At 69.2% G+C, this 22,495-nt stretch carries 2 protein-coding genes; both read left to right on the forward strand.

Features of this window, described 5'->3' with window-relative positions; translation table 11 throughout:
* A partial coding sequence (locus BLV01_RS24815; RefSeq protein WP_139179203.1) for a non-ribosomal peptide synthetase occupies positions 1-4,090 on the forward strand: 4,090 nt, incomplete at its 5' end.
* A partial coding sequence (locus tag BLV01_RS24820) for a non-ribosomal peptide synthetase (protein ID WP_091806701.1) occupies positions 4,087-22,495 on the forward strand: 18,409 nt, incomplete at its 3' end. The genes BLV01_RS24815 and BLV01_RS24820, both read left to right, overlap by 4 nt.

The raw sequence follows: 22,495 nt of genomic DNA on the forward strand, positions 1-22,495 counted from the left end.
GATCGGCGCGGACGACGCGGTGCCGCACATCGGCCGTCCGCTGTCGAACATGCGGATCTACCTGCTGGACGAGGCGGGCCAGCCGGTGCCGCGCGGAACGGCGGGCGAGGTGTACATCGGCGGGGTGGGGGTGGCGCGCGGCTATCTGAATCGGGAGGAGCTGACGGCCGAACGGTTCGTGCGCGATCCGTTCTGCGGCGAGGACGGCGGCCGGATGTACCGGACCGGCGACCTGGCGCGTTACCTGGCGGACGGACGGCTGGCGTACCTGGGGCGCAACGACGGCCAGGTGAAGATCCGCGGTTTCCGGATCGAGCTGGGCGAGATCGATGCGCGGTTGAACGAGCACGAGCAGGTGCGCGAGGCGGTGGTGCAGGCGCGCGAGAGCGGCGGCGAGAAGCGCCTGGTGGCGTACGTGGTGGCGTCGCAGGAGACGGTGGAAACGGCGTCGCTGGTGTCGGGGCTGCGCGCGCGGTTGGCGGCGGTGCTGCCGGACTACATGGTGCCGTCGGCGTTCGTGCGTCTGGAGTCGTTGCCGCTGACGGCGAACGGCAAGCTGGACCGGCGATCGCTGCCGGCGCCGGACGACGAGGCGTACGCGCGCGGCGCGTACGAGGCGCCGCAGGGCGAGATCGAAGGGGCGCTGGCGCAGCTGTGGCAGGAACTGCTGGGAATCGAGCGGGTCGGGCGCCAGGACGATTTCTTCGAGTTGGGCGGGCACTCGCTGCTGGCGGTGCGCATGTTGGTACGCATTCGCCAGTCGCTCGGAGCGGAGCTTCCGGTGCTGACGCTGTTCGCCCATTCGACCCTGGCGAAGATGGCCCGGGCCGTGATCGACGCGGGCGGCGCACAGGCGGCGCCCTCGTTGCCCCCGATCCCGACCGTCCCGCGCGATGCGCCGCTGCCGCTTTCCTTCGCCCAGCAGCGCCTGTGGTTCCTGTCGCAATGGCAGGGGGTGAGCGCGATCTACCACATCCCCAATGCGCTGCGTCTGCGCGGAGCGCTGGACCGCGAAGCGCTGCGCCGCAGCCTGGATGCGTTGATGGCGCGCCATGAAGGGCTGCGCAGCGTGTTCGAGGCGACGGACGGGCAACCTTACGTGCGTTTGCTGCCGGCCTCGACGGCGATGCCGCTGATGGAACACGACCTGAGCGCCGCTGCCGATGCGGCCGAACGCCTGGCGGCGCTGAGGGAAGAGGAAAGCCATGCCGTATTCGACCTGGCGCAGGGGCCGTTGATCCGCGCGCGCCTCATCCGGATGGCCGAAGACGATCATGTGCTGTTGCTCACCCAGCACCATATCGTTTCCGATGGCTGGTCCAACGGCGTGCTGTCGCGCGAACTCGGCGAGCTGTATCGGGGATATCGGCAGGGACGGGAAAGCTCGCTGGCGCCGTTGCCGATCCAGTATCCCGACTATGCCGCATGGCAGCGCAGCTGGCTCGACGACGAGAGGCTGCAGCGCCAGACCGAGTACTGGCGCGGCGCGCTGGCCGATGCGCCGGTGCTCCTGGAACTGCCGACCGACCGGCCGCGCCCGGCGCAACAGGCGTTCGTCGCGGCGCACGTGCCGGTGCTCATCGACGCCGAGCTGACCCGCGCGGTGAAGCGGGTCAGCCAGCAGCACGGCACGACCTTGTTCATGACGCTGACGGCGGCCTGGGCGGCGGTGCTGGCGCGGTTGTCGGGCCAGAACGATCTGGTGATCGGCACGCCGACCGCCAACCGCGCCCGCGCCGAAACCGAAGGACTGATCGGCTTCTTCGTCAACACCCTGGCATTGCGCGTCGACCTGGACGGAGCGCCCAGCGTCGCGGAACTGCTGTCGCGGGTGCGCAGCGCGGCCCTGGCCGCGCAGGACAACCAGGATCTGCCGTTCGAGCAGATCGTGGAGCTGGTGCAGCCGCCGCGCAGGACCGACCACACTCCGATCTTCCAGGCCTTGATTAACTGGCACAACAACGACGTTGAGGTGCCGGAGCTGGAAGGTCTGCGGGTGGCCATGGACGCGTCCGCCTACGAGGTGGTCAAGTTCGACGTGGAGCTGTCCTTGTCGGAGCTCGACGGTACGATCGCGGGCAGCCTTTCGTATGCGACCTCGCTGTTCGACGCCGACACCATGCGCCGGCATGTGGGCTACCTGCGCACCATGCTGCAGGCGATGGCCGACGACTGCGGACGTTCGGTGGATTCGATCGGCCTGCTGCCGGGGGAAGAGCGCGAGCTGCTGGCCGGGTGGAACGACACCGCGACGGACTATCGCCGCGACTGCACCATGCACCGCCTGTTCGAAGAACAGGCACAGCGCACGCCGGACGCGACGGCCGTGCGCTTCGAGGCGCTGCGGCTCAGCTACCGCGAGCTCAACGAACAGGCCAACCGCCTGGCCCATCACCTCATCGAAGCGGGCGTGCGCGCGGGCGATCCGGTCGCGATCTGCGTGGAGCGCAGCGCTGCGATGATCGTCGGCGTGCTGGCGATCGTGAAAGCCGGCGGCGCCTATGTGCCGCTGGACCCGGCCTATCCTTCCGGGCGCCTGGGGCAGGTGCTGGAGGACGCAGCGCCGGCGGCACTGTTGGCCGACGCCGCCGGGCGCCTCGCGCTCGGCGATGCCATCGCCGCTGTCGCGACCGTGCTGGATCTGGAGGCGCTGCGTCCCGGCAACGACCTCGCGGCGCCCTGGGCCTCGCGCTCCGGTGCGGATCCGCACGTGGACGGCCTGACCCCGTCGCAGTTGGCCTATGTGATCTACACCTCCGGCTCCACCGGCAAGCCCAAGGGCGTAATGGGCACGCACCTGCCGGCGATCAACCTCATCGAATGGGTGAACGGGCGTTTCCGGGTCGGTCCGGAAGACGTCGTGCTGCTGACCAGCTCGCTGTCGTTCGACCTGTCCGTGTACGACATCTTCGGGTTGCTGGCCGCAGGCGGCTGCATCCACGTGGCCTCGCGCGAGGAGGTCGGCGACCCGCGACGCCTGGCGCGCATGCTGTTCGCCGAGGGGATTACCTTCTGGGATTCGGCGCCGGCCGTCTTCCAGCAATTGCTGTTCTACCTGGAAGAGGCGGGCCGCGACGGCGAGTCGGCGCTGCGCCTGGCCTTCTTCAGCGGCGACTGGATACCGCTGGAGTTCTTCGATGCCATCCGCCGCGCGTTCCCGCGCTGCGAAATGATCGGCCTGGGCGGCGCCACCGAAGCCACCGTCTGGTCGAATTTCTATCCGGTCGAACGCATCGATCCGCACTGGGTCAGCATTCCCTACGGCCGTCCCATCCAGAACGCGCGGTACTACGTGCTCGATGCCCATCTCAATGCGATGCCGATCGGCAGCCGCGGCGATCTGTACATCGGCGGCGAGTGCCTGACCGCGGGTTATTTCGGACGCGAGGACCTGACCGCCGAGCGGTTCGTGCCCGATCCGCACGGGACCGCCCCGGATGCGCGCATGTACAAGACCGGGGATCTCGCCCGCTATCGCGCCGACGGCAACATGGAGTTCCTCGGCCGCAACGATTTCCAGGTCAAGATCCGCGGCTTCCGCATCGAGCTGGGCGAAGTCGACGCGCGTCTGGCCGAGCATGCGGCAGTGCGCGAGAGCGTCGTGGTCGCGCGCAAGGACGGGACCGGCGAGAAGCGCCTGATCGCCTATGTCGTGCCCGCCGACCCGGGCGCCGACGCGGCCGGGCTCGCCGCATCGCTGCGTACGCACATGGCCGCGCGCTTGCCGGACTACATGGTGCCGTCCGCGTTCGTGCGGATCGAGGGCTTGCCGTTGACGCCGAACGGCAAGATCGACCGCGACCGGTTGCCCGATCCCGGCTCCGAAGCCTTCGCGCAGCGCGTCTACGAGGAGCCGCAGGGCGAGGTGGAGTCGGCGATCGCGCGCATCTGGCAGGAAGTGCTGGGCGTGGAGCGGGTCGGCCGGGGCGACAACTTCTTCGAACTCGGCGGCCATTCGTTGATCGCCGTGCGGGTGGTCGAACGCCTGCGCCAGGACAACATTCAGGTCGAAATGCGTTCGCTGTTCGTCGCGCCGATCCTGCGCGACTTCGCATTGAAGGCGAACGAATTGGAGGAGATCCGCTTGTGAGCATCGAGAAGTTCCTGAACGTACTCAAAGAGGCCGAGATTTCGCTGGCGCTGGACGGCGAATCTCTTGTGGTCAAGGGAGCAAAAGGGCGCCTCAACGAGGAGATCAGGACCTATCTGGTCGAGAACAAGGAAAAGCTGGTCGAAATCCTGAAGTCCGGCCGCAACCTGGACGGCCCCGGCATGCAGGTGCCGCCGAACCGGATCGGCGAGGCCGGCGCGGCGATCGCGCCCGAACTGCTCACGCTGATCGAGCTGACCCAGGGCGACATCGACCGGATCGTCGCCCAGGTCCCCGGCGGCGCGGCCAACATCCAGGACATCTACCAGCTCACTCCGCTCCAGGACGGCATCCTGTTCCACCATCGCCTGGCCGACGTGGGCGATCCGTACCTGCTCACCAGCCACATCTCGTTCCAGGACCGCAACTCGCTGGAGCTATTCCTGCAGGCGGTGCAGAAGGTGGTCGACCGCCACGACACCTTGCGCACGGCGTTCTACTGGGAAGGCTTGTCGACGCCGGCGCAGGTGGTTCTGCGCCGGGCCGAACTCCAGGTCGCGCATGTCGAATTCGATGCCGCCGCCGGACCGCTGGAACAGCAACTGGCCGAGCGTTTCGATTCCAGCCGCAACCGCATCGACCTGGGCCGCGCGCCGTTGCTCAGCTTCATCGTCGGCCGCGTGCGCGGCAGCGAGCGTTGCGTGGTCATGCAGCGTTTCCACCACCTTATCGGCGACCATTCCACGCTCGCGCTGCTGCGCGAGGAGGTCTACGCCATTCTTGCGGGCGCCGAAGCGGCGCTGGCTCCGTCCGAGCCGTTCCGCAATCTGGTCGCGCGGGTCCGCTCCGGCCTGGGCCAGGAGGAGCATGAGCGCTTCTTCCGCGAGATGCTGGGCGACGTCAGTGAGCCGTCGCTCGCGTTCGGCCACGACGACGTCTATCAAAAGGGCGACGGAATCGACGACGCGAAATTCGCGTTGCCGGACGCGCTCAACGACCGATTGCGCGCGCAGGCGCGACGCTACGGCGTGAGCCTGGCCAGCCTGTGCCATCTGGCCTGGGGCCAGGTATTGGCGCGCAGCGCCGGCGAGGCGCGGGTGGTGTTCGGCACCGTGCTGTTGGGACGGATACAGACCAACGAAGGCAGCGGCCCCGCCGCAGGACTGTTCATCAATACCCTGCCGCTGCGCCTGGACCTGGGCGAGCAGAGCGTCGAGACCGCGGTGCGCAAGACCCACGCGCGCCTGGCGGACATCCTGCGCCACGAGCACGCGCCGCTGGCATTGGCGCAGCGCTGCAGCGGAGTGGCTGCGACCGCGCCGTTGTTCAACACCCTGCTGAACTATCGCCACGGCGCCGACGAGGCGCCGATCGAACAGGCTTCCGGCAACGCGCATCCCTTGTCCGAGGCGGTGTTTCTCGGCAACGAGGAGCGCACCAACTACCCGATCACGCTGTCGGTGGAGGACTTCGGGCGCTCGATGGGGCTGACCGCGCAGGTCGCGCATCCGCTGTCGGCGGCGCGCATATGCGGCTATATGCAGCGCGCTCTGGAGAGCCTCGCCGACGCGCTCGAACGCCGGCCGGAAGCGCCGGTGCGGACGCTCGACATCCTGCCGCAGCGCGAGCGCGAGCTGCTGCTGGAGGCCTGGAACCGGACCGAGGCCGAGTATTCGCGCGAACGCTGCGTGCACAAGGTGTTCGAGGACCAGTGCAGGCGCACGCCGGATGCGGTGGCGCTGGAGCACGGCGACCTCGTCGTCGGCTACGCCGAGCTCAACGCTCGCGCCAACCGCCTGGCCCACGACCTGATCGGTTCCGGCATCCGCCCGGGCGACCACGTCGCTACGGTGATGGAGCGAGGGCTGCAGCTGGTCGTCGCGCAGTTGGCGATCCTCAAGGCCGGCGCGGTCTACGTGCCGATCGACCGGCAACTTCCGCGCGCGCGCCAGGAATGGATCCTCGCCGATTGCGGGGCCAAGCGGGTGCTGGCCGAAGCGCCGGAGGCGTTCGGTTTCGACGTGCAGGTCATCGGCGACGCGTCCGCGGACGGCGGCGAAGCGGACGTGCGCGATCCCGAACTGGACATCTCCAGCGAAGCGCCGGCCTACGTGATGTACACCTCCGGCTCCACCGGAACGCCGAAGGGCGTGGTCGTGCCGCATCGGGCGATCGGCCGTCTGGTCGTCAACAACGGCTATGCGCCGTTCGACGCCGGCGATGCGATCGCTTTCGCTTCCAATCCGTCCTTCGACGCCAGCACCATGGAAGTCTGGGGCGCCTTGTTGAACGGCGGGCGCATCGTGGTGATCGATGCGGACGTATTCATCGATGCGGCCCGCTTCGAGCGGGCGCTGGCGCGCCACCGGGTGACGGCGCTGTTCGTCACCACGGCCTTGTTCAATCAGTACGCGCGCACCATCGCGCCCGCGCTGGCCGGGTTGAAATACCTGATGTGCGGCGGCGAGCGGAACGACCCGAGCGCATTCCGCAGCGTGCTCGATCAAGGCGGGTTGCAATCGATCATTCATTGCTATGGGCCGACGGAGACGACGACGTTCGCGCTCACCTGTCCGATCACGCGCGCACACGACGGGGTCGCGAACCTGCCGATCGGCCGTCCGATCGGCAACGTGCGGGCCTACCTGCTGGACGAGCATCGCAATCCGGTGCCGGTCGGCGCGGTCGGCGAGCTGTACATCGGCGGTACCGGCGTGGCGCTGGGATACCTGAACCGGCCGGAGTTGACCGCCGAGCGATTCCTGCGCGATCCCTTCGCCGGGGACGGTCATATGTATCGGACCGGCGACCTGGCGCGTTATCTGGCCGATGGCAACCTGGAATTCATCGGGCGCAACGATCATCAGGTCAAGATCCGCGGCTTCCGCATCGAACTGGGCGAGATCGAGACGCGGCTGGCCGAGCTGCCCGAGGTGCTGGAAGCGGCGGTGCTGGCGCGCGAAGAGGGCGGCGAGAAGCGCCTGGTGGCGTATGCGTTGCCGGCCGATGCCGACGGCGACAGCCAGTCGTTCGCGGCGGCGCTGCGCGCCCATCTCAGCGCGAAACTGCCCGACTACATGGTCCCGTCGGCGTTCGTGCGGATGCAGGCCTGGCCGCTCAACGCCAACGGCAAGCTCGACCGCAAGGCGCTGCCCGCGCCGGAAGCGGCGGCGTTCGCGCGCGGCACGTTCCAGCCGCCGCAGGGCGAGCTGGAGCAGACCCTCGCGGCGCTGTGGCAGGAACTGCTGGGCGTCGGCGAAGTCGGCCGCCACGATAATTTCTTCGAACTCGGCGGCCACTCGCTGTTGGCGCTGCAACTGGTCGAGCGCTTGCGCCAGTTGAACCTGCGGGTGGAGGTGCGCAGGCTGTTCATCGCGCCGGTGCTTTGCGAGCTCGCGCAGTCGCTGCAACGCGAAGGCTGGGTGACGGTGCCGCCGAACGCGATCGCGGCCGACAGCGTCGCGATCACGCCCGACATGCTGCCGCTGGTGGATCTGGACCAGGACGAGATCGACCGGATCGTCGCGCGCGTCCCGGGCGGAATCGCCAATATCCAGGACATCTATGCCCTGGCGCCGTTGCAGGACGGCATCTTGTTCCACCATCGCTTTTCCGATGAAGGCGATCCGTATGTACTGACCAGCCTGCGCAGCTTTCCCAACCGGCAGTTGCTCGACAGCTTCCTCGGCGTCCTGCAGCGGCTGGTCGAACGGCACGACATCCTGCGCACGGCGTTCATGTGGGAAGACCTTTCGGTCCCGGTCCAAGTGGTCCTGCGCGAGGCGAAGCTGCCGGTCCAGGAGTTCGAGCCCGACCCGGCCCAGGGCCCCCTGGCGGAACAACTGGCTGCGCATTTCGACGCGCGCCGCGAGCGCATGGACCTGTCGCGGGCGCCGCTGCTGCATTACGCGTTCGCCCACGACCGCGACAACGGGCGCTGGCTGCTGATGCAGCGCTTCCATCACCTGATCGGCGATCACTCCACCCTCGATGTGCTGCGCGACGAAATCGCCGCGCTGATGGCCGGCAAGGGCGATGCGCTGGCGCCGCCGCCGCCGTTCCGCAACCTGGTCGCGCAGGCGCGGCTGGGCATCGCCCAGAGCGAGCACGAGGCGTTCTTCCGCGAAATGCTCGGCGACGTCGACGAGCCGACCCTGCCCTTCGGCCTGGCCGACGTCCATCAGGCGGGCGGCGGCGTGGCGGAGTCCTCGCTGCTGCTGCCGGACGATCTGAGCCGCAGCCTGCGCCAGCACGCACGGCGCCTGGGTGTCGGCGTGGCCAGCCTGTGCCACCTGGCCTGGGGCCAGGTGCTGTCGCGGATCGTGGATCGCGACAGCGTCGTGTTCGGCACCGTGCTGTTCGGACGGATCCAGTCCAGCGACGGCGCCGATCGCGCCGCCGGACTGTTCATCAACACCTTGCCGTTGCGGTTGGACCTGGACGAGACCGACGTGGAGACCGCGGCGCGCGCTGCGCACGCGCGATTGGCCGACCTGCTCGCCCACGAGCACGCATCGCTGGCGCTGGCCCAGCGCTGCAGCGGCGTGGCCGCGCCGAGCCCGTTGTTCAGCAGCTTGCTCAACTACCGGCACAATCGCCTGCTCGACGTGTCCAGCGAAGGGGCCGAGGACTATCTGTTGCTGGGCGAAGTCGAGTTTCTCGGCACCCAGGAGCGCACCAACTATCCGATCACGATGTCGGTCGAGGACTTCGGGGAGCGCCTGGGCCTGACCGCGCTGGTGGTGGACGCCTTGTCCGCCGAACGCATCTGCGGCTACATGCGTCAGGCGCTGGAAAGCCTGTCGTTGGCGTTGGCGACCGCGCCGCGCACGCCGGTCCGCGACCTGGAGGTGCTGGGGCCGCAGGAAGCCGCTGCGGCGCAGCCCGCGCCGGCGGCCGCGATCGGCGCATCCGCGCCGGACGCCTGCATCCATCAGTTGTTCGAGCAGCGGGCGCACGAGGATCCCGACGCCATCGCGCTGGTCCACGACGACGGCAGGCTCAGCTATGGCGAGCTCAACGCGCAGGCCAACCGCCTGGCCCATCATCTGATCGGGCTCGGCGTCGCTGCCGACGAGCGCGTGGCGATCTGCGCCGAACGCGGGCCGGCCCTGGTGATCGGCCTGCTGGCGATCCTGAAGGCCGGCGGCGCGTACGTGCCGCTGGATCCGGTGTATTCCTCCGAACGCCTGGAGACGATCGCGGCCGACAGCGCGCCGCGGTTCGTGCTCGCCGACGATGTCGGGCGCGCCGCGCTGGGCGAGCGCGCCCTGGGCGAACGCAGCGTGGTCGATCTGCAGCCGCTGCGCGCGGGAACCGCGGCCGCATGGGCGGCGCAGTGCGACCGGGATCCGGCGGTCGCCGGCCTGTCCCCGGCGAACCTGGCGTATGTGATCTATACCTCGGGTTCCACCGGAGTTCCCAAGGGAGTGATGGTCGAACATACCCAGGTGGTGCGCCTGTTCGACGCGACCCGGGCCGGCTTCGATTTCGACGAACGCGACGTGTGGTGCCTGTTCCATTCCTGCGCGTTCGACTTCTCGGTCTGGGAACTGTGGGGAGCGTTGCGCTACGGCGGCCGTCTGGTGCTGGTCTCGCACGAAGTCGCCCGTTCCGCGGCGGACTTCTATCGACTGGTCTGCCGCGAGGGCGTCACGGTCCTCAATCAGACGCCGAGCGCGTTCAAGGCCTTCATCGAAGCGCAGGAGCGCAGCGACAGCGCGCATGCGCTGCGCTACGTGATCTTCGGCGGCGAGGCGCTGGAGCCTTCGATGCTCAAGCCCTGGTATGCCCGGCATGCGGACGGCGGTCCGACCCTGGTCAACATGTACGGCATCACCGAAACCACGGTGCATGTGACCTATCGCGCGTTGAGCGCCGACGATTGCGCGCGCTCCGCCAGCCCGGTCGGAAAGCCGCTGGCCGACCTTCGTATCCATCTGCTCGACCGTCACGGCAAGCCGGTTCCGCTGCAGGCGACGGGCGAGATCTACGTCGGCGGCGCCGGCGTGGCGCGCGGATACCTCAATCGGGAGGAATTGACCGCGCAGCGGTTCCTCGCCGATCCGTTCGACGGCGCGGCCGGCGCGCGGATGTACCGCTCGGGCGACCTGGCCCGCTACGGCCGCGACGGCGAGTTGGAATTCCTCGGCCGCAACGACCATCAGGTGAAGATCCGCGGATTCCGCATCGAATTGGGCGAGATCGAGGCGCGGCTGACCGAGCACCCGTGGGTGCGCGAAGCGACGGTGCTGGCCTTCGGCGACGGCGCCGAGAAGCAACTGGCCGCCTATTTCATCGCCGCAGGCGACGCGGCGGGCGATGATGCGCAGGAGGGGCTCGCAGCCGGGTTGCGCGCCCATCTGGCCGCGCGGCTGCCCGACTACATGCTGCCCTCGGCTTTCGTCGAGGTCGAAGCGTGGCCGCTGACGCCCAACGGCAAGCTCGACCGCAAGGCCTTGCCGGCCGTCGACGCGCAATCGCGGGCGCGCCGCGCCTATGAGGCGCCGCAGGGCGAGATCGAACGGCTCCTGGCCCGGTTGTGGGAAGAGTTGCTCGGGCTGGAGCGGGTCGGTCGCAACGACCAGTTCTTCGAACTCGGCGGCCATTCGCTGCTGGCGGTGCAATTGATCGAGCGCCTGCGCCGGATGCATTTGCACGTGGAGGTGCGTCGCTTGTTCGCCGCGCCGGTGCTGCGGGAGTTGGCAGCGGCGCTGGAGCAGGGGAGCGGGGTGGCCGTGCCGCCCAATCAGATCGTGCGGGGAACCACCGCGATCACTCCGGACATGTTGCCGCTGATCGATCTCCAGCAAGAGGACATCGACCGGATACTGGCGCAGGTGCCCGGCGGCATCGCCAACGTCCAGGACATCTACGGACTGGCGCCGTTGCAGGACGGGATCGTGTTCCACCACCGGCTGACCCTGGACGCGGATCCTTATCTGATGAGGAGCGTGGTGACGTTCCCGGACCGCGCCTTGCTGGACCGCTTCATCCAGGCGGTGCAGGTGCTGGTGGACCGTCACGACATCCTGCGCACGGCATTCTTCTGGGAAGGGCTGTCGGCTCCGGCGCAGGTGGTCCTGCGCCAGGCGGCCCTGTCGGTGACCGAACTCGTCCTGGACGCGCACGACGGACCGGCCGGCGAACAGCTGAGCCGCCGCTACGACGCGCGGCATCACAAGGTCGATCTGACCCAGGCGCCGCTGATCCGGTTCGTGATCGCGCGCGAACCCGGCAGCGAACGCTGGGTGGTACTGCAGCTGCGCCATCATCTGGTCGAAGATGCGGTGTCGGTGCAGATCTACCGCGAGGAAATCAACGCCATTCTGCAGGGCGCCGCCGCTTCGCTGGCCGAGCCGCCGCCGTTCCGCAATCTGGTGGCGCAAGCCCGCCTGGGCCTGTCGCCGGAGCAGCACGAGCGCTTCTTCGACGAAATGCTCGGCGACGTGGACGAGCCGACGCTTCCCTACGGCCTGACCGACGTGCACCGCGACGGCGGCCGCATGGGGCAATGGCAAGGCACGATGCCGCTGGCGCTCAGCGACCGTCTGCGGGCGCAGGCCCAGCGCCTCGGCATCGGTCTGGCGAGCCTGTGCCATCTGGCCTGGGGACAGGTGCTGGCGCGGATCGTCGGCAACGAGCGCGTGGTGTTCGGCACGGTCCTGTTCGGCCGCATGCAGGCCGGCGACGGCGCCGATCGCGCGGCCGGACTCTTCATCAACACCTTGCCGCTGCGGCTGGACCTGGGAGAGATCGGAGCGGAGCGGGCGGCCCGCCAGGCGCACGACCGGCTGGCGGCGCTGATGGCGCACGAGCACGCATCGCTGGCCTTGGCGCAGCGATGCAGCGGCGTCGGCGCGCCGGCGCCGTTGTTCAGCAGCGTGGTCAACTATCGCAATCTGGTCGCGGCGCCGGGCAGCGATCCGGCGCCCGCCGAACAGCCGCTGATCGACACCCAGTGGGTGATGGGCGATCGCTACACCAATTACCCGATGATGCTGACCCTGGAGGACTTCGGTCGCTCGTTGGGCTGCATCGTGCACGTCATGCAACCGCACTCGCCGGAGCGGGTGTGGGACTACATGGCATGCGCGCTGGACAGCCTGGCGACCGCGCTCGAAGCGTCGCCGGCCGCACCGATGCGCTCGTTGGAGGTGTTGCCGCAGGCCGAGCGCGGCTTGCTGCTGGAGCAATGGAACGCGACGCAGGCGCCGTATCCTCGGGATCGATCCGTCCATCGCCTGTTCGAGGCGCAGGCGCAGGCGACCCCGGACGCCGTCGCCGTCGTCCATCGACGGCGCAGCCTTACGTTCGCCGAACTGAACGCCGAGGCGAACGCGCTGGCCCATCATCTGATCGGGCTGGGCGTGCGCCGCGGCGACCGCGTGGCGATCTGCGTGGAGCGCGGCCCGGCCCTGGCGATCGGTCTGCTGGCGATCTTGAAGGCCGGCGGCGCCTACGTGCCGCTGGACCCGGTCTATCCGTCCGAGCGTCTGATGCGGGTGCTGGACGATGCGGCGCCGACGGCGCTGCTGGCCGACCGCAGCGGCCGCGCCGCCCTCGACGGCGCGGCGGCCGCAGGCTGCGCGATCGTCGACTTGCCGTCGCCCGAAGATGCGACGCTGGCGACGGCCTGGGCCGGGCAGCCGACCGCAGATCCGCGACCGGCGGGCGCGAACTCCGGCGACCTGGCCTACGTGATCTACACCTCCGGCTCGACCGGCATTCCCAAGGGCGTGCAGATCGAGCATCGCCAGCTGACCAACTTCCTGTGTTCGATGGCGTCCAGCTTCGCGCTGGCGCCGGCGGACCGATGGCTGGCGGTCACCAGCATCTCGTTCGACATCGCGGCGCTGGAACTGTACCTGCCGTTGATCAGCGGATCGCCGGTGGTGCTTGCCGACCATGCCGACGCGATCGATTCGTCGCGCCTGCGCGAATTGATCCGGGAACACGCGATCCGGATCATGCAGGCCACTCCGGCGACCTGGAACGCGTTGCTGGCGGCGGGCTGGGAAGGCGACAGCGAGCTCACGGCGCTGTGCGGAGGCGAGGCGATGCCCGCGCATTTCCCCGCGCGCCTGGGCGCACGCTGCAAGTCGCTGTGGAATCTGTACGGCCCGACCGAAACCACGATCTGGTCGTCGATCCTGCAGGTGGCGCCGGCGACCGGCGATGCGCCGGTATCGATCGGCCGTCCGATCGCCAATACCCGCATGTACCTGCTCGACGAAGCCGCACAGCCGGTGCCGCTGGGCGCGATCGGCGAGTTGTACATCGGCGGCGACGGCGTGGCGCGCGGTTACCACAACCGCCCGGAGTTGAATGCCGAGCGTTTCCTGCACGACCCCTTCGCCGGCGGCGAAGCGCGGATGTACAGGACCGGCGACCAGGCCCGCTACCTGACCGACGGCAACATCGAATTCCTCGGACGCAACGATCACCAGGTCAAGATCCGCGGCTTCCGCATCGAGCTGGGCGAGATCGAAGCCCGCCTGGCCGGCCACGCATCGGTGCGCGAGGCCGTGGTGACGGTGCGCGAAGACCACGGCGACAAGCGTCTGGTGGCCTATGTGGCGGGCGCCGGCGAACACGACGAATGGATCGCCGAGCTGCGCGCCCATCTGTCGGCCGGCTTGCCCGATTACATGGTTCCGGCGGCGATCGTCCGTCTGGACAGCTTGCCGCTCACGCCGAACGGCAAGGTGGACCGCAAGGCCCTGCCGGCGCCGGACGAATCGTCCTATGCGCAGCGCGAGTTCGAGGCGCCCGAGGGCGAGATCGAGCGGGTCCTGGCCGGGCTGTGGCAGTCGCTGTTGCAGGTCGACAAGGTCGGCCGGCACCACGATTTCTTCGAACTCGGCGGCCATTCGCTGCTGGTCGTGCGCCTGCTCGCGCGGGTGCGGCAATCGCTGGGCGTGGAGCTGCCCGTGGCGGCGTTCTTCGCCCACTCGACGCTGGCCCGCCTGGCGCAGGCGGTGGCCGATGCCGGCGGCCGCGCGGCCGAAGGCGCCGACGCCCCGATCGTGCCGGTCTCGCGCGAACAGCCGATGCCGCTTTCGTTCGCCCAGCAGCGCCTATGGTTCCTGGCGCAGCTCGACGGGGTCAGCGCCACTTATCACATGCCGGCGGCGTTGCGCATCCGCGGCGATCTCGATCGCGCCGCGTTGCGTCGAACGCTCGACGCCTTGATGGCCCGGCACGAAGCCTTGCGCAGCGTGTTCGCGACGGTCGACGGACAGCCGCAGTTGCGGCTGCTGCCGGCGGCCACGCCGTTGCCGCTGGTCGAGTACGATTTCAGCGAACGCGACGACGCCGCTGCGCAACTGGCCTCGCTCGGCGAAGCCGAAACGAAACTGCCGTTCGACCTGGCCAACGGCCCGCTGATCCGCGCGCGTCTGATCAGGATGCCGCACGACGAACACGTGCTGTTCCTGTGCCAGCACCACATCGTCTCCGACGGCTGGTCGATCGGCGTGCTGACGCGGGAGCTGACGCAGTTGTACGCCGCCTTCAGCGAGGGGCGCGAGAATCCGTTGGCGCCGCTGCCGATCCAGTATCCGGACTATGCGGCGTGGCAGCGGCAGTGGCTGGGCGGGGAACGCCTGCAACGCCAGGCGGAGTTCTGGCGCGAAACCTTGAGCGAGGTGCCGGCGCTGCTGGAGTTGCCGACCGACCGACCTCGCCCCGCCAAGCAGGACTTCGCCGCCGCGCTGGTTCCGGTCGCGTTCGACGCCGAACTGACCGCATCGCTGCGGCGCCTGAGCCAGGCGCACGGCACGACCTTGTTCATGACGCTGATGGCGGCGTGGGCGACGGTACTGTCGCGGCTTTCGGGCCAGGAGCAGGTGGTGGTCGGCGTGCCCACGGCCAACCGCGGGCGCCCCGAGACGGAAGGATTGCTGGGGTTGTTCGTCAATACCCTGGCCCTGCCGGTGCGGCTGGACGGCGAACCGAGCGTGGGCGAACTGCTGGCGCGGGTGCGCGCCACGGTATTGGCCGCGCAGGACCATCAGGATCTGCCGTTCGAACAGGTCGTGGAGATCGTGCGGCCGCAGCGCAGCCTGAATCACTCGCCGCTGTTCCAGGTGCTCTTCAACTGGCAGAACAACGACGTGCGGTTGCCCGAGCTCGGCAGCCTGCACGTGGAGCAGGCCGCCACCCGCTTCGATTTCGTCAAGTTCGACCTGGAGCTGTCGCTGGGAGAGGCCGATGGCCAGATCCAGGGCTATCTGAAGTACGTCACCTCGTTGTTCGACGCCGAGACCGTCCAACGCCAGATCGGCTATCTGTCGGCGCTGCTGAAGGCGATGGTCGCCGACGCCGGCCAGCCCGTGGCCGGGATCGACCTGCTGTCGCCCGCCGAGCGGACCCTGCAGCTGGAGACCTGGAACGACACCGATGCGCCGTTCCCGCAGGACCTGTGCATTCATCAGTTGTTCGAACGGCAGGCGGCCGCGACGCCGGAGGCGGTCGCCGTCGTCTGCGGCGATCGCGCGCTGGGCTATCGCGATCTCAACGAGCAAGCCAACAAGCTGGCGCATGGTTTGATCGGGCGGGGGGTGCGCGCGGACGCGCGCGTGGCGATCTGCGTGGAACGCAGCCTGGAGATGGTGGTCGGCCTCATGGCGATCATGAAGGCCGGCGGCGCCTATGTGCCGCTGGATCTGTCGTATCCGCGCGATCGGCTGGCGCAGATGCTCGACGACGCCGCGCCGGCGATGGTCCTGACCGACGCCGCCGGGCGCGAGGCGCTGGGGGCGATCGTGGCTGCCGACGCGATCGTGCTCGATCTGCACCAACCGCAGGAATGGGCGTCCATGCCGGCCGGCGATCCCGTCGCGGTCGGACTGACTTCGCGCAACCTCGCCTACATCATCTATACCTCGGGTTCCACCGGTCGGCCGAAGGGCGTCATGACCGAACATCGGGCGGTGGTCAACCGCCTGGCGTGGATCCAGCAGGGCTACGCGCCGCTGGACCGCGACGAGGTGGTGTTGCAGAAGACCTCGTTCGCTTTCGACGTATCGGTCTGGGAGCTCTTCTGGCCCCTGCTCAACGGCGCCAGGCTGGCATTGGCGCCGCCGGGCGCGCACAAGGATCCGGCCGCGCTGATCGGACTGGTGGCGCGGCACGGGGTGACCACCGTGCACTTCGTGCCGTCGATGCTGAGCGTGTTCCTGGCCACGCCGGGCGTGGAGGGATGCGTTTCCCTGCGCAAGCTGTTCTGCAGCGGCGAAGCCCTGCCGGCGGCGAACGTCTACGGCTGGCAGCGCAAGCTGCCGGGCGCGCAGTTGTACAACCTGTACGGCCCGACCGAAACGGCGATCGAAGCCAGCGCCTGGACCTGCCCGCGCGAGTTCGACGGCCGGGTGCTGATCGGGCGCCCGATCGCCAACGTGCGCATGTACGTTCTCGACGCGGCGGGCCGGCCGGCGCCGCTGGGCGCCATCGGCGAGCTGCATATCGGCGGCACGGCGGTCGCCCGCGGGTATCTCAACCGCCCCGAGCTGACCGCCGAGCGCTTCCTCGACGACCCGTTCGATGCCGGTCCCGATGCGCGGATGTACAAGTCCGGCGACCTGGTCCGCTACCTGGCCGACGGCCGCATCGAATGCCTGGGCCGTAACGACGATCAAGTCAAGGTCCGCGGCTTCCGCATCGAACTGGGCGAGATCCGGTCCCGCCTGGGCGGACACGCGAAGGTGCGCGAGGCGCACGTGCTGGCGCGCGACTACGGCGAAGAAAAGCGCCTGATCGGCTATGTCGTGCCGATGCAGGCCGATGCCGCGGGCGCGGATCTGGCGGCGGAGCTGCGCACGCACCTGGCGACGGTGCTGCCCGACTACATGGTGCCGTCGGCCATCGTCTGCCTCGACCGGTTGCCGGTGACGCAGAACGGCAAGCTCGACCACAAGGCCTTGCCGGAGCCCGAGGAAGGCGCGGCGGAGCGCGCCGGGTATCAGGCGCCGGTCGGCGAGATCGAACTGGCCCTGGCGGCGTTGTGGCAGGAGCTGTTGCAGGTCGAACGGGTCGGGCGGCAGGACGAATTCTTCGAGCTGGGCGGCCATTCGCTGCTCGCGGTCCGCATGCTCGCGCACATCCGCCAGCGCCTGGGCGTGGAGCTGCCGCTGGCGATGCTGTTCGGCAGTTCGACGCTGGCCGGACTGGCCGCCGCCCTGGCCGATGCGGGTGCCCGCGTCGGCCTCGAAGGCCTGCCGCCGATCGCTGCGCTCGCGCGCGACCGGCCGCTGCCGCTGTCGTTCGCGCAGCAGCGCTTGTGGATCCTGTCGCAATGGGAGGGGGTGAGCGCGACATACCACATCCCGCTGGCGATGCGCATCCGCGGCGAGCTGGACAAGGTCGCGCTGCGGCGCTCGCTCGACGCGCTGGTGGCGCGTCACGAAACCCTGCGCACGGTGTTCGATGCGGTCGGCGGGCTGCCGCAGGTCCGCGTGCTCGGGCCGGACCTGGGTTTCCGCATGCTCGAACACGACTTGCGCGGCGAGCCGGACGCTTCCGCGCAGCTGGCGCGGATCGGCGAGGAAGAAGCGCGTTCGCCCTTCGATCTGGCGCAAGGACCGTTGATCCGCGGGCGCCTGGTGCAGACGGGCGAGCAGGAATTCGTGCTGTTGCTGACCCAGCACCACATCGTTTCCGACGGCTGGTCGGTCGGCGTGTTGTCGCGCGAGTTGAACGAACTCTATCGCGCGTTCCGCGCCGGACGCCCCAATCCGCTGGCGCCGCTGGAGATCCAGTACCCCGACTACGCGGCGTGGCAGAACCAGTGGCTCAGCGGCGAGCGGCTGGCGCGCCAGACCGAGTTCTGGCGGCGCGCGCTCGCCGACGCACCGGTGTTGCTGGAACTGCCGACCGATCGCCCGCGCCCGGAGCAACAGGAATTCGCCGCCGGCCGCGTCGCGATCGAACTGGACGCCGATGCGACCGCCGCCCTGAAGCGCTTGAGCCAGCGGCACGGCGTCACCTTGTTCATGACCCTGATGGCCGCCTGGGCCGCGGTGCTGTCGCGGCTGTCGGGACAGGACGAAGTCGTGATCGGCACCCCAACCGCCAACCGCGGCCGTCCGGAAACCGAGGGCATGATCGGCTTCTTCGTCAACACCCTGGCGTTGCCGGTCAGCGTGGCCGGCAGCCCCAGCGTGCGCGAGTTGCTGGAACGCGTGCGCAGCATCGCGCTGGCGGCGCAGGACCACCAGGACCTTCCGTTCGAACAGGTCGTGGAGATCGTGCAGCCGCCGCGGCGACTGGATCACACGCCGATCTTCCAGGCGATGTTCAGCTGGCAGAAGCACGAGCAGAACCGGCTGGAATTGCCCGGTTTGCAGGTGAGTCCGGAGGGGCAGGCCGGCGTGGAGCCGGTCAAGTTCGATCTCGAATTGAACTTGAACGAGATCGGCGACGTCGTCCGCGGCGACCTCAGCTACGCCAAGTCGCTGTTCGATGCGCAGACCATCGAGCGCCAGGTCGGTTATCTGCATTCGGCGCTGCGGGCGATGGCCGCCGACAGCGAGCAGGCCGTGGACGCCATCGAACTGCTTTCCTCCGCGGAGCGCGAACTGCTGTTGCGGACCTGGAACGCGACCGACGCCGACTATCCGCGCGATCGCTGCATCCACCAGTTGATCGAGGCTCGGGCGCATCGGGCGCCCGACGCGATCGCGCTGGTGCATCGCGACTTCTCGCTGAGCTACGGCGCGCTCAATGCCCAGGCCAATCGCCTGGCCCATCACCTGATCGGACTGGGCGTCCGGCCGGACGACACGGTCGCGATCTGCGTCGACCGCGGTCCGGCCCTCATCGTCGGCCAACTCGCGATATTGAAGGCGGGCGGCGCGTATGTGCCGCTGGATCCGGTCTATCCGTCCGAGCGGCTGGGGCACGTGCTGGTCGACGCGATGCCGTCGATCGTCCTGGCCGATGCGGCCGGGCGCGCGGCGCTGGACGCCGCCGCGCTGACCGGCCGTACCGTGGTGGCGCTGGATCCGCCCGGGCCTGCGGCGCAGGCGCCGTGGGCCGCGCTGCCCGACACCGACCCGCAGGTGCCGGCGCTGGCGCCGACGAACCTGGCCTATGTGATCTATACCTCCGGTTCCACCGGCCTGCCCAAGGGCGTCATGATCGAGCACGCCGGCTTGTGCAACCAGGTCACCGTGCTGCAGCGCAGCTACGGCCTGGAACCCGGCGACAGGGTCCTGCAGTTCGCCGGGCCCAGCTTCGACATGTCGGTCGAAGAGATCTTCGGCGCGTTGGCGAGCGGCGCCACCCTGGTGCTCGGCGACCGCGAGTGGATCGCCGACCCGCAACGCTGGTTCGAGTTGTGCGAATCCTACGGCCTGACCGTGGCCAACCTGCCGACCCGGTTCTGGCAGCAACTGGCGCAGGACCCGCAGGTGCCGATGGCGCCGAGCCTGCGCCAGATCGCGATCGGCGGCGAGGCGGTGTCCGCCGCGGCGTTGGCCGCGTGGTGGAGCCGGCCGGGCCACAGGCCGGCGCTCTGGAACGCCTACGGTCCGACCGAGGCGACGGTCAACGCCTGTCTGCTGCGGTGCGAAGCCTCCTCCAACCCGCGCTCGATCGGCGCGCCGATCGCCAATGGCCGCATCTACCTGCTCGACGCGCACGCACATCCGGTGCCGCGCGGGTCGGTGGGCGAGATCCACATCGGCGGCGTCGGCGTGGCCCGCGGCTATCTCAACCGCCCCGACCTGACCGCCGAACGTTTCCTCGTCGATCCGTTCCGCGACGAGCCGGGCGCGCGCATGTACAAGTCCGGCGATCTCGCCCGCTATCTGCCGAACGGCCACCTGGAGTTCCTGGGCCGCAACGACCATCAGGTCAAGATCCGCGGCTTCCGCATCGAATTGGGCGAGATCGAAGCGCGCCTGAGCGAACATCCGCTGGTCCGCGAGGCGATGGTGCTGGTGCGCGAGGAACACGCGGATCGCCGCCTGGTCGCCTATGTGACGCCGTCGGAGCCGGAATCGGATGCGATCGAGTGGGTGGTGGCCCTGCGGACGCACCTGATGGCGCGACTGCCGGATTACATGGTGCCGTCGGCGTTCGTGCGGATCGAGGAATGGCCGTTGACGCCCAACGGCAAGCTCGACCACAAGGCCCTGCCGAAGCCCGACGCCGACGCTTATGCGCAAGGCGCGTACGAGGCGCCGCAGGGCGGCGTCGAGCCGGTGCTGGCGCGGATCTGGCAAGCGCTCCTGCGCACCGACCGGATCGGCCGCCACGACAACTTCTTCGAACTCGGCGGACATTCCCTGCTCGCGGTGCAGATGCTGGAGCAACTGCGCCAGCATGGCCTGGGGACGGACATCCGGACGATCTTCGCGGCGCCGACCATCGCCAAGCTGGCCGCCGCGCTCGATACCTACCGGGACATCGACGTGCCCGCGAACGCGATCGCCGCCGACGCCCGGACGATCTCCCCGGAGATGCTGCCGCTGATCGAACTGGAGCAGCGCGACATCGACCGGATCGTCGCCCAGGTCCCCGGCGGCGTCGCGAACGTACAGGACATCTATGCGCTGTCGCCGTTGCAGGAGGGGCTGCTGTTCCATCACCTGCAGGCGTCGGCCGGCGATCCCTACCTGCACGTGAGCGTCCTGTCGTTCGCCGACCGCGGTCTCATGGACCGATTCGTCGGCGCCGTGCAGGCGGTCGTCGACCGTCACGACATCCTGCGGACCGCGTTCTTCTGGGAAGGGCTTTCCACCCCGGCCCAGGTGGTCCTGCGCAAGGTGCGGATGCAGGTGACCGAGCTGGAGCTGGACGGCGACGAGGGCCCGATCGCCGACCAACTGGTCCGGCGCTTCGACACCTACCATTATCGGATCGACATCTCGCAGGCGCCGTTGCTGCGCTTCTTCGCCAGTTGGGACGAACAAAACGGCCGCTGGCTGCTGCTGTACCTGACCCACCACCTGGTGGACGACCATGCTTCGCTGAGTACCTTGCGCGAGGAGGTCTACGCGATCCTGTCCGGGCGCGGCGACCGGCTGGGCGCTTCGCAGCCGTTCCGCAATCTGGTCGCGCGCGCGCGCCTGGGCGTGCCGCGGGACGAACACGAGCGCTACTTCCGCAAGATGCTGGCGGGCGTCACCGAGCCGACGCTGCCGTTCGGCCTGGCCGAGGTGCACGAAGACGACCGGCGCATCGGTCGCGCCGCGAGAATGCTGCCGGCGCCGCTGCGCGACCGCCTGCGGGCGCAGGCCAGGCGCCTGGGCGTGGGTTTGGCCAGCTTGTGCCATCTGGCGTGGGGCCATGTGCTCGCGCGCAGCGTCTCCCATCCGACGGTGGTGTTCGGCACGGTGCTGTTCGGGCGAATGCAGGCCGAAGAGCGGATGGGGCAGAGCGTCGGCCTGTTCATCAACACGCTGCCGTTCCGGGTCGACCTGGGCCGCGGCGACGCGGCGGCCGATGTCAGGCGCGTGCACGACCAGTTGGCCGAACTGCTCCTGCACGAGCACGCGTCGCTGGCGGCGGCGCAACGCTGCAGCGACGTTCCCGCGAACAGCCCGCTGTTCAGCGCGTTGCTGAACTATCGCCACAGCGATGCGCCGGCCGCGGCCGACGAGCAGGCCGCCGGCGTTTCGCCGGAGCTGGATATCCTGCATATCAGGGACGAAGTCCGGAACAACTACCCGATCACCATGTGCGTGGACGATTTCGGACTCGATATCGGCCTGACCGGATTGGTGGTGGAGTCGCTCGGCGCCGAACGGATGTGCGGCTACATGGAGCGAGCGCTGGAAAGCCTGGCCGATGAACTGGAATCGGCCGCGCACGGCGCGCTCTACCGGCTCGAGATCCTGGCGCCGCGCGAGCGTTCGCAGTTGCTGACCGAGTGGAACGCGACCGAAGCGTGGTATCCGCAGGACCGCAGCGTGCACGGCCTGTTCGAGGAGCAGGCGCAGCGCACGCCGCAGGCGCCGGCGGTGGTCCACGGCGCGCGTACGCTGAGCTACGCGCAGGTCAACGAGCAGGCCAACCGTCTGGCCCACCGGTTGATCGAGCTGGGCGCGGGCGCGCAGACGCGGGTGGCGATCTGCGCGGACCGCAGCCCGGCGATGGTGATCGCGATGTTGGCGGTGCTGAAGTCGGGCGCGGCGTACGTGCCGCTGGATCCGGCGTATCCGTCCGAGCGTCTGGCGCAGGTGCTGGCCGATGCGGCGCCGGGGCTGGTGCTGAGCGACGCGGCCGGCCGCGCGGCGTTGGGCGAGGCGGCGCTGGACGGGCGCACCGCGTTGGACCTGGAGCCGCTGTGCGGCGAGGGCGATGCGGCGACGGCGTGGTCGGACCGGCCGGCGAGCGACCCGCAGGTGGCGGGTGCGACGTCCTCGGACCTGGCGTACGTGATCTACACCTCGGGAT

The organism is Lysobacter sp. yr284, from assembly GCF_900107375.1.
In the GTDB taxonomy this organism is placed as follows: domain Bacteria; phylum Pseudomonadota; class Gammaproteobacteria; order Xanthomonadales; family Xanthomonadaceae; genus Lysobacter.